At 51.3% G+C, this 11,151-nt stretch carries 8 protein-coding genes; 5 read left to right on the top strand and 3 right to left on the bottom strand.

Annotated elements, in window-relative coordinates; genetic code table 11:
• Position 1: 1 nt before the first annotated feature.
• From AC286M_RS05070 to AC286M_RS05060, 3 genes are all read left to right on the top strand, one after another.
• Positions 2-1,126 (top strand): ATP-binding protein, encoded by a 1,125-nt coding sequence (locus AC286M_RS05070; RefSeq protein WP_488203344.1) that lies wholly within the window; start codon positions 2-4, stop codon positions 1,124-1,126.
• A 160-nt stretch (positions 1,127-1,286) separates the two neighbouring features.
• Positions 1,287-2,291, top strand: coding sequence for an AraC family transcriptional regulator (locus AC286M_RS05065; RefSeq protein ID WP_488203343.1), 1,005 nt, complete (start codon positions 1,287-1,289; stop codon positions 2,289-2,291).
• 138 nt (positions 2,292-2,429) lie between these two features.
• Positions 2,430-5,039, top strand: a complete 2,610-nt coding sequence (locus AC286M_RS05060) for a TonB-dependent receptor domain-containing protein (protein WP_488203342.1) — start codon at positions 2,430-2,432, stop codon at positions 5,037-5,039.
• Positions 5,040-5,097: 58 nt separating this feature from the next.
• Here AC286M_RS05060 and AC286M_RS05055 read toward each other — a convergent pair whose 3' ends face one another.
• Both AC286M_RS05055 and AC286M_RS05050 read right to left on the bottom strand, forming a co-directional pair.
• Positions 5,098-6,060 carry an ABC transporter substrate-binding protein gene (locus AC286M_RS05055; RefSeq protein ID WP_488203341.1) on the bottom strand — a complete coding sequence of 321 codons (963 nt, stop codon included), beginning with the start codon at positions 6,058-6,060 and terminating at the stop codon, positions 5,098-5,100.
• Positions 6,061-6,144: 84 nt separating this feature from the next.
• The gene (locus AC286M_RS05050) at positions 6,145-6,405 is read right to left on the bottom strand and encodes a DUF167 domain-containing protein (protein WP_488203340.1); all 261 of its coding nucleotides are present in this window, start codon (positions 6,403-6,405) and stop codon (positions 6,145-6,147) included.
• A 213-nt stretch (positions 6,406-6,618) separates the two neighbouring features.
• Between AC286M_RS05050 and AC286M_RS05045 the strand changes: the two genes are divergently transcribed.
• The gene (locus AC286M_RS05045) at positions 6,619-7,476 is read left to right on the top strand and encodes a DUF3386 family protein (protein ID WP_488203339.1); all 858 of its coding nucleotides are present in this window, start codon (positions 6,619-6,621) and stop codon (positions 7,474-7,476) included.
• Between the two features lie 615 nt (positions 7,477-8,091).
• A complete protein-coding gene (locus tag AC286M_RS05040; RefSeq protein WP_488203338.1) occupies positions 8,092-10,503 on the top strand; it encodes a PAS domain-containing sensor histidine kinase in 2,412 nt (803 codons plus the stop codon).
• Here AC286M_RS05040 and AC286M_RS05035 read toward each other — a convergent pair whose 3' ends face one another.
• The gene (locus AC286M_RS05035) at positions 10,504-10,929 is read right to left on the bottom strand and encodes a heavy metal-responsive transcriptional regulator (RefSeq protein ID WP_488203337.1); all 426 of its coding nucleotides are present in this window, start codon (positions 10,927-10,929) and stop codon (positions 10,504-10,506) included.
• Between the last annotated feature and the right edge of the window lie 222 nt (positions 10,930-11,151).

Here is an 11,151-nt window from a genome sequence, read left to right as displayed (position 1 = left end):
CATGAGCAATACCGTTCGTCCACCCGCTGAAGTCCGCTATGCCGCTGAGCTAGCTGCGATCGCAGCCAATGATCCCCATCCCAAACCACCCGGCTGGCGGCTGTCTCCCCGCGCGGTACGCACGTTTATCTTGGGTTCCAACGGCGAAGCGTTTAACTATAAGCAGGGCCGCAAAACTCTCAGCACTCCCATCATCCAGAAATTTTATGGCGATGATGCACTGGTCGATCGCTGTGTTGTCACCCTAGCAGGCAATCGAGGCCTGTTGCTAATGGGTGAACCGGGCACCGCTAAGTCAATGCTGTCCGAGCTGTTCTGTGCCGCCATTTCCGGCGATTCCACCAACACGATTCAGGGTACGGCGGGCACCACGGAAGACCAAATCAAATACTCCTGGAACTACGCCCTGCTGATCGCAGAAGGGCCAAGCCCCAAGGCGCTGGTGCCCTCACCGCTCTACGTGGGGCTAAGTCAAGGAAAGCTGGTGCGCTTTGAGGAAATCACCCGCTGCCCGCCGGAAATCCAAGATTCGCTGGTCAGCGTTCTGTCCGACAAGGTGCTGATGATTCCCGAACTGGATGGAGCCGAACGGGTGCTGCTGGCTCAAAAGGGGTTTAACGTGATTGGTACCGCCAATATCCGCGATCGCGGTGTGAACGAAATGTCCAGTGCCCTGAAGCGCCGCTTCAACTTTGAAACCGTTGCGCCGATTGCTAATCCGGCCCTAGAGCGGCAGCTTGTACTGGATCAAACCCAGTCGCTGCTGGCTGAATCGGAGGTTCCAGTTGCGATCGCACCGGATGTGATTGAGCTACTGGTCAGCACGTTTCACGATCTGCGATCGGGCCGCACCCAGGAAGGCACCGTCGTCGAGCGCCCAACCACCGTCATGTCCACTGCCGAAGCCGTGGCCGTCAGCGTCTCCGCTGGACTTGATGCCTACTATCTGGGAGAAGGCACCGTCACCAGTGAACACGTGGTTCGCAATCTGGTTGGAACGGTACTCAAGGACAATCCGGAAGATGCCAAAAAGCTCACTCACTATTTCAACGTGGTGGTCAAAGGTCGCGCCCAGAAAGATCACAACTGGGAAGCGTATTACAAAGCTCGCAAGTGGCTGAAGTGAGTATGAGCCACTGCATATCCACCAGTCGGCATCAAAATTACATTTAGTTGAGATCAAGTCTCATTAAGTGTAGGATTGAAGGCTGAACAACTTAGTTTTCAGATCCACCAATACCGTTAGTATACTTCGCCTACAGCTCACCGGGTGAAGCCCATGTCCTATGACTTTAGTGCTTTCTGTAGCAGACTATGATGAACTCTCGCAAGAGACGAGTTCCCGACAGCCAATGTACCCAAGCTGCTTCAATATGGGCGAAACGCATCGCTGGCTACCATCTGCTTTGGGACGTGGTTCGACATACGGCATTGAACTATTGTCTGGAATTTGGCTCGATTTCATCGATAAAGAATTTACCCAATCCTGGGCATTGAAAGTTCCTAGCCATGAGCATTTAGTGCAAATTACTGTCCTGCTGTCAGGGGTTGTGGATTATGACGTGGTTTATCCGGCGCTACGAGCCGGACAGAGCTACTTTTCGGGTAGCGGCATCTCACCTGGCTACACGGCCAAATATGGGCGATCGCGTCAGTTAAAGGGCATCAATATTCACTTTAGCCCTGAAGCCGTTGAACCATTGTTAACCGAAGAGTCTTCTGCACTCCGTCACCTGTTGCTGAAGGCTGATGATTGGAAAACCGCTTGGTTTCCTCCGGTCACGCCTCAGATACGAGCGGTTGTGCAGCAGATGATGCAGTGTCCACTGCAAAACAGTGCGCGCCGATTCTACCTACAGGCTAAAGTTTTTGAACTGCTGGCATTACAGCTTGATGCCGTTTCAACGGAGCTAAAGCCGTCCTCGGCAACCTCTTCCCTTAAACCCCAGACGGTAGAATGCATCTATCAAGCAAAGGCTATTCTGACGAATCAGCTAGAGCAGCCTCCCTCTATCACTGAGCTATCTGCTCAGGTGGGAGTGTGCGATCGCACATTGCGTCGTGGATTTCATCAGCTCTTTGGCACCAGCGTGATCGGCTATCTCAAGCAGCAGCGCATGATCCAAGCCGAGCAGCTCCTGCGGCAAAATCAATATACCGTCGCAGAAGTGGCCAACAAAGTCGGCTACACCCACCTCGGTCATTTCGCTGCCGCTTTCAAACAGCAATTCGGCATCACACCCAGCGAGTGTATCAATGGTTCACTCTGCCGCACAAGGCGTTTGGTCTAATGTTGTTCTCGTCCCCTAAGTCCGTTTTCGGATCGCACTGACCGTTTTCGGATAGACAGATTCACGCGCATTTATTTACACTCGCTAACACCCTGTTAACTAAGAATAATTTTCAACAGTGAGTGGAGAGGATGTGAGATGAATATCTGGCGGCGTTCAATGTCAGTTCGGCTAGGGTTGATGATGGCTCTATCCGGGAGCTTGGTGGGTGGATTTGGCCTAGTAGCAAGTGCTCAGATGGCTGATGAGCAGATGATTTCGGCGAATCACTCTAGCCATATAGGTGAGGAGTTTGAGGGGTTAGGAGTAAGTGCGATCGCAACTTGGCCCGTTCAGCAGATTGCTCAAGTGGATATTCAGCAGGTAACTGACATTCGGTTAGAGACGACAGAAACGGGACTCAAGGTGGTGCTGGAAACGGCAGCCGGAGAGCTGTCTGTTCCAACCGTTGAAACGATTGATAATGCGCTGATCGCCACGATTCCCAATGCGGTTTTAGCGCTGCCCGATCAGACGGATTTTCAGCAGATTGCCCCGGCTGAGGGTATTGCGTTCATCAGTGCAACCACCATTGCTGACAATCAGATTCGCCTTGCCATCACTGGCACGGATGCGCCGCCTACGGCTGATGTTCAGGCTGCTGCTCAAGGACTCGTGATTTCCCTCTCGCCAGGGATTTCAGATGCGACGACAGCCACCGAAGACGCGATTCAAATTGTCGTATCGGCCACTCGTACCGAAGAGGCCACCTCAGACATTCCCCGCTCTGTGACCGTGATTGAGCGCGAGCAAATCGATCAGCAAGCTCAAGTCTCACAGAGTTTGGGCGATGTTCTGGGTCAGCTCGTCCCCGGCATGGCTCCCACAACCGGAAGCGCCAGCAACTTCGGCCAGTCACTGCGGGGCCGCAACATTCTCGTGCTGATTGATGGCATACCCCAAACCACCAACCGCAATGCGTTTCGGGATCTGCAAACCATCGATCCCAGCGCGATTGAGCGGATTGAGGTAATCCAAGGGCCAACCGCCATCTACGGCGACGGAGCCACGGGCGGCGTGATCAACATCATCACCCGTGCGCCAGAGGATGAGCCCGTTGTGCTGCGGACTCGGCTGGGCGTCAATACCGACTTTGATGACTTTTCGGAAAGCTTGGGCGGCACGGTCGAGCAGTATGTCGGCGGCCAAGTCGATAATGTTGACTATGCGCTGACATTCTCCTACGACCATATCAGCGGCTTATTCGATGCTTTGGGCAATCGCATTCCACCTGATCCCAATGCCCAGGGCGGCTTGGCAGATACGGATACGTTCAATATCCTCGGCAAGATTGGCGTGGATTTGACTGACGAGCAGCGCCTACAGTTCACGGCTAACCATTACGACTCGACTCAGGACACGGATTTTACAACCGATCCGAGTATTCAAGCCATTCCCGGTCGGCAGCGATCGCAAGCTTTAGAGGGACTGGATCTAGATAGTCCCCAGACCAATATCAACACCTTCTTCAGCCTGGACTACACCCATACTGACGTTCTGGGCGGCGATCTAAAAGGTCAGCTTTATTACCGCGACTATCTGACCCGCTTTTTCCCCTTTGATGCCCGCGCCTTTGACAGCCTCGGCAACGTTATTTTCCAATCTCAGGTTGATTCACGTGAATGGGGGGGACGGCTCCAGCTCGATACGCCGCTAGCCGATGATGGCGCACTGCGGCTACTGTGGGGCGCTGACTATGCCAATGAGCGCACCGCCCAGCCCGTGACCATTTTTGATCCAGCCGTTTTTGACGCTAGCGGCGGACTAACGTATCGTAGTTTCGATGAGCGCACCTGGGTGCCACCGTTAGATCAAGATAGCCTGGGCCTGTTTGCTCAACTGAACTGGGATATTAGCGATCGCATTACTCTACTCGGCGGCATTCGTCATGAACGGGTGGGATTAGCCGTCGATGACTTTGTGACGCTAGCTGGAAACGCCATTGAAGGCGGCAATTTGGACTACGATGCCACCCTATTCAATGTCGGCGGAGTGGTTGATCTGAACGACAATGTCAACGTCTTCGCCAACTTTGCTCAAGGATTCTCGCTGGCCGATGTCGGCCTAGTGCTCCGCAGTGCCCCCGCTGGCTTCTCCGTTGAAACGCTCCGCCCCGAAGCTCAGCGAGTCAATCACTACGAACTCGGCATTCGCGGCAATTGGGCTGGCATTCAAGCCTCCCTGGCTGGATTCTACAATTCGTCTGAACTGGGCAACACCTTCACCGCACCGGGAGAAATTCTGCGTGCGCCAGAACGAGTCTACGGCGTGGAAGCGACCGTTGACGCTCAGCTCAGCGACACCTGGGCAATCGGCAGCACAGTTATCTGGTCAGAAGGCGACATTGATCGTGATGACGATGGCGACTATGAACCGCTAGATGGCTTCCGCATCGCCCCCGTGAAAGTCACGGCCTACATTGAAAATCAGACCACCCCGATCTGGAGCAATCGCCTCCAGGCTCTCTACTCCGGCAGCCGCGATGCCTTCGATGATGAGACCATCTTTGGTCAAGCCGCCGTCGATAGCTATTTCACCGTGGACTATATCAGCAACCTCGATATCGGCCCCGGCACTTTGGAAATCGGCATCGCCAATCTGCTCAATACTGACTACTTTCCCATTGTCTCTCAGCTCCAGCCCAGCGAGTTAAGTAACGCTGCCGGCAGAGGACGGTTTGTCAGAGTTGGGTATTCGTTTACTTGGTAGTTCGCTTAGTTGTAAAGAATGAGGTGAGTCGGAAAGTTTTTCCGACTCACCTCATTCTTTACTTATCGACCAAAACCTGCTCCACATCATCTAGCAACAAATTCGCAGCCTGTACTCCTCCGGCTGTTGTCCACACGACATCGCTGACAGGGTAGACCTGATCAGCTTTTACAGCTTCTAGCTGCTGCCAAAGGGGGTGGCTGAGCCAAGGGTTCGTGACTGTGCTGGGGGCTTGGTTATTGCCGTCGCCAGCGTAGGTAAAGTAAAACAGCACATCACCATCCATCTGCGGAATCTGCTCGAACGAAACTTCTTGAGCAAATCCAGTTCCGTCTTGGGCGGAGGGACGCTTGAGGCCAACTTCATCCAAGATTTGGCCTGGAAACGAGTCTTTAAGGTAAATCCGAGCCGTTCCCGGTAAAAATCGCACTAGGGAAACTTGAATGTCCCGATCGGCCAGTTGCTGGCGGAGATCAGCAACACGGCTATCCCAGTTTGCTAGCAGCTTTTCAGCTTCAGCTTCACGATTGAGCGCTTTGCCATACAACAGTAGATTATCTTGCCAAGTTTCACCGATAGTTTCTGAGAAAACCGTAGGTGCGATCGCATTTAACTGGTTGTAAATTTGCTCCTGCCGCACCTGGCTACCGATAATCAGATCGGGTTTCAGCGCCACAATTTGCTCTAGGTTGGGCTGCATCTCATCACCGACAACAGGTACATCTACCATCTCATCGGCAATGTAGTCGTAGTAAGGAGCACCTGACCAAGATTGAACCGCGCCCACTGGCGTTAGTCCCAGGGCTAACACCATATCTGTCGCTTCGTTAGTCAAAACCACAACCCGCTGAGGATTTGCCGGAACAGGAGTCGTTCCCATTGCGTGCTGAATGGTGCGCTGGGAGGTTTCCTGAACAGTCGAGGCTAACGGGCGATCTGTTTGTGGGCTCGAAGATTGACCAGAACAGCCAGTAATGAGTAGGCCGATTACTATACCGCAAAGAAGAAGTCGAATATTCATACTCCTATTTTTCCAGACATTGTCCGCTGTTTGAGCAACGAAGACATTGAATATGACTGACTTCGACTGAAGATTGATGCGAGCCTAAGACGTCAGCGTATGGGCGATTTGCTCATCTGACCAACCGTGGATCAGCAGCACTTTGTTTGGCGATGAGTGACCGCTGGCGATTTCAATTTGGCTTTTGTCAATCCCCAAGTGCTTGGCGAGTAATTCAATCACGGCGGCATTGGCTTTGCCCTTCTCCGGCGGCGCTTGCACCTTGACTTTCAGCGACTCGCCCAGCCAGCCCATAATCACATCTTTGGACGACGACGGTACAACTTTGACCTGAATTTTGCCCATTTATCTCTCTTGAGTGAAGCCAGTTCACCACCAACGCACTAAGGTCTGGATAGCGCGAGCTAATCTACTTACATCTTGCACTAAAACCCGAAGAGGGTATTTCGCCGCCGCATCGCGGCAGCGAAATACTCCTTCTGGGTTCTTGGTTTACAAGGTGCAAAATGTAAGTCTAGCCTGCGCTGCTGCTGCAAGTTAAAACCGTGAACGCTGGCTATGCATCATCTGATCTCTAACTTAATCTCTAAACTCTCCGCTGCACAGAGCGCTCTATTGGCAGGCGTTCTCAGCCTTGGTTTAACTATACTGGGCTGGAGTGTGAGTGAATCTGCGATCGCAACCCCCCTCACCCAAACTCCCCTTACCTCACAATCCACTTTACTGGTGGCCAAAGCCTCAGCGACGGATATCTTTCAGGATGCCTACGAACATCGCTACACCTGGGATGAGAATTTTCCTGGTTATCAGGCAGAAGTTTCAGTGCGGTGGGGCGAAAGTGTGGATCAGGGCTTAGTGTTTGTTGGCCCCAACGGCAGCATAGACATTCGCAATATTGAAGATGATAACACCCGCCGCGTGATTCAAGAGCAGCTTCAGATGGAGATTATTCACCGCCGCGCGCGCCCGTTTGACGCCGTTCATCGCCAGCAGCAGTTCCAGATTGCTGAAACCCGCAACGATGGGGCAATTGAAATCGTGGAAACGGATATGGCAAATGTACCTCCAGGGCTGGGTACAGAACGCGATCGCACAGCATCCTATTTGATTAAGAATCACAAGATTACGCAGGTGAATCGCACGATGGGCGATGTGGAGGTCACCGTCAACACCCTGGGCTGGATTACGCCGCCGGAAGGTTATCTGCCTGCGCACTTTGAAGCTATCTTCCGTGATGCTGCCACTGGCACGGTGCTGGAAAAAGATGATGTGCGCGACTTTCACGAAAAAATTGGTAGCTATTATCTGCTCACCGAACGCGAAATCCGCAGTGGCGAAGTTCTAGGGCCGCGCCAAAAACCCCTAGCCGATATTTGGCTTCGCTTCAACGATATTCAGCCTCTTTCTGGTGTATAAATCGCCAGCACTATGGATTAATGCACAATCACATCTTGTGCCCAAACTCAGACAGTCGATTTTGCCGCTGTAACCCGAAGGTAAAAATCAACTTTTCCGGTTCCAGGTTTGCAAGGTGCAAAATGTAAATATACACAATCACGATTTGGGGTAGTAGGGGTTTGCCTCACCACCCTGAATTATGTTGGACAATCGGGGCTGAGGGCAGTGCTAGGTTTTGCAGAATTTGCAGGGCTATAGCGGTTCTATAGGGTTTCTAGATAAGAACGAGAGAGGAGAGTGCTTTAGGATGAGGCACTCTCCTCTCTCGTTTTCTCACTCTTAACTGGAATCACTATAGTTGCTGTGATAGCCAAAGCAGAATGTATGCATGGTAAGTCTGATATATTAAACGAATTTTATTCTTGTCGCGCAAAATTTGCGAAATTCTGCTATCCTCCTTCTGAATTTTTGGGGCAAATTATTTTGATCGAGGCCAGTTCTAAAACCATCAATAAGGACAATTCGTTAAGCTTTATCTAATTTGGGAGTATGAAACCGTTCTTCGTTTGGGAATTCTAAATGTATATCCCTCAACTGCTCGATCTGCCTTCAATGTAGTGGGACTCAGACAGGATGGATACACGTCTAGGCAATGAACATCAATCGCAGGTGATGGGACAACTGGGTTCTCTAGAAGCTTGTTTATATTTGCTGGAATATTGCCCCAGTTTAATGTGGGCTTCCGGTACGGATGGTGAGTATATTTATCTCAATCAAGCTTGGTTACAGTTTACGGGTCGTACGTTAAAGCAAGAATTAAAGCGGGGCTGGACGACAGATATACATCCCCACGATCGGGAGATGGTTGCTGCGGCGTACCAATCCGCCTTTCAAGCTCGCCAGCCGCTTGAAGTGGAATATCGGCGGCAGCGCCAAGATGGTGAATATCGGTGGCTGATCCATACGGGGCAGCCCTGGTTCGATCCAGTCGGTCACTTTGCGGGCTATGTCGGCAACTGTATTGATATTACCGATCGGAAACAGCGGGAGCTTGAACTGGTGGAACATAATGACCGTCACCGCGCTGTTCTGGCCGCCATTCCGGATTTGATCGACCTAGTTGATGCCGACGGTATTCTATGTGATCTGGTGGCACCCAACTATCCCATGTCTTTGATTCCGCCGGGCGTTAACTATATTAACTGTCCCTTAGTAGATCTGATTCCGCTAGAGGTTGCCAATCGAAAGCTCGAAGCCATTCAGCATACCCTCCAGATTCAGCAGATTCACACGTACGAGCAAACCATTGAAATCAACGGGCAGCAGGAGTATGAGGAAGTGCGCTGTGTGCCAATGGAGGATAATCGAGTGCTGTCGCTGGTGCGCAATATTAGCGATCGCAAACGAGCTGAATCTACTCTCCAGCTACGAGAGGCCCAGTTTCGAGCAATTTTTGAACATGCTGGCGTCGGCATCATAACGTCACTGCCGCCTGATTACGGGATGACGATGACGAATCCGTTTTTTCAGTCTCTTGTTGGCTACAGTGCGGCAGAACTCCAGCAGATCAGTGAGCAGCAGATTACTCATCCAGATGATTTAGAGCGTGAACAACAGCTCATGCAGGATTGTATGGCCAGCCAGCAGGAGTATTGCCAGCTCGAAAAGCGCTATGTCTGTAAAGATGGCCAAATCATTTGGGCAAGCGTTGGTAAGTCCATTCTTCGAGATCAAGCAGGGCAGATTCAGCAGATTATTGCCACGGTTGAAGATGTGACGGAGCGTAAACGGGCGGTTGATTTAGAAATTGATCGAAATCGTCGGCTCAAGGAAGCTATTTTTGAAGAAGTGACCGATGCGGTTTTTCTGGTTGATGCCAGAACTCGTTTGACGATCAACTGTAATTCACGCGCCATTGAGCTGTTTGAAGCCGAATCTAAGCTTGATTTGATTGGCTATGAAGGGAATGACTTACAGGTCCGACCCTTTTCCGAAATGGAACTGACCGCAATCCGCGAGGAAGTTAATCGCGATGGTTTCTCGGTGCAGGAAGTCGAGTATCGAACCAAGCACGGACGGACATTTTGGGGCCGCTTATCCGTTAAGTTCTTGGAAATTGCTGATTTCATGCTGTTTCTGGTGCAGGTGAGCGACATTAGCGATCGCAAACAGGCCGAGCTAGACATGATCCGCAATATGGAAGAACTGCGTCGTCTGAACCTCAGCAAAGACGATTTTTTGAGCACGGTTTCTCATGAGCTACGGACACCACTGACCAGCATTAAGATGGCGAGTAAAATGCTGTCGCTGCAGTTGAACCAGCCTAAAGAAAATATGGACTGGCAGCGGATTCAGTCTTATCTGCAAATTTTAGAAGAACAGTGCCAGCAGGAAGATGCACTAATCAACGATCTGTTAGATTTACAGCGCCTCAAGGTCAATACCTACGCTTTAAACCTGACGCTAATTACTTTACAGGACTGGTTGCCCCCCATTCTACGCGGATTTGAGGAGCGAATCGAGCAGCACCAACAGCAACTACAGGTAGTGCTATCCGCCGATTTTCCGGCAATCACCTCCGATCCAGTGCCGCTGCGGCGCATCATCGTGGAGTTGCTGAACAACGCCTGCAAATACACGCCAGATGGCGAACAAATTGTCATAAAAGTACGGCTGTTGCCAAGAGCTGGAAGCTCTACAGCACAGCTATTTCAGCTTTCGATCTGCAATTCAGGCGTGGAAATTTCATCGGCTGATCAGCCGCACATTTTTGAGCCCTTCTATCGAGCCCATAAAGGCGACCGCTGGGCTAAAGCGGGAACAGGATTAGGACTGGCACTGGTGCAGCAGTTAGTGCATGAACTGAAGGGAACGATTGAGTGCCGTAGCGGCAGTGTTGAGGTTACGGATGAGGGTACCCAACCGAGGCGGGACAACTGTTCAAGTGGTTCAGCTAGCTGCGCGGACGATCAAGCAGTGACCGATCAACCAGCCGTAGAAACCTGCTTCATCATGGTATTCCCGCTGCACATTGAGTCAGACTAACTACAGGGATTGCAGCGGTACTGTGTCGATTAGGGGACAGATATCGTCTGGTTTGAGATGAGGTTGAATCGTGGCCCAGCGATCGCGATATTGCTCAAGCTCAGTTTTGAATGCGATCATCTGCTGAATTTGAGCTGCAAGCTGCTCAATTTTGTCCTGTAACAGCGACTGGACAAACTCACAGGGGGCATCGCCTTGATGATGAACGGTAAGAATGTCGCCAATCTCTTCTAGGGAGAAGCCCAGCGATTGAGCTTTCTTGATAAACTGCACTTGCTGAACGGCAGATGACTGGTAGTAACGATAGCCATTGTCACCGCGCTCGGACTGAATTAGACCCAGGCTCTCGTAGTAGCGCAAGGCTCCCACTGCAAGCCCTGTTTGCCTGGCAACTTCGCCAATTTTTAAACCTGTTGCTACAGCCACGGCCTTCGTTTTCCTCCGTTGTATTCAGCGATTTTGTTAAGCAACGCGGATTTAATAAGGTGCAATCTTTGAGGTAGGGACACGGCAATGCCGTGTTCCTACGGATGGAATGGTTGACAGGCTATTTAATTCGCAATCCTAAGTAATTCTGGTTTGCGATCGCATCTATCGCACCTATCGCATCTACATTTACCGTATCCACTACCATTCTAAACCTTTCAG

It is taken from the genome of Thainema salinarum CENA647, from assembly GCF_057732415.1.
Note: the sequence above shows the minus strand (reverse complement) of the source record. Positions and strands in the feature narration are given on the sequence as shown.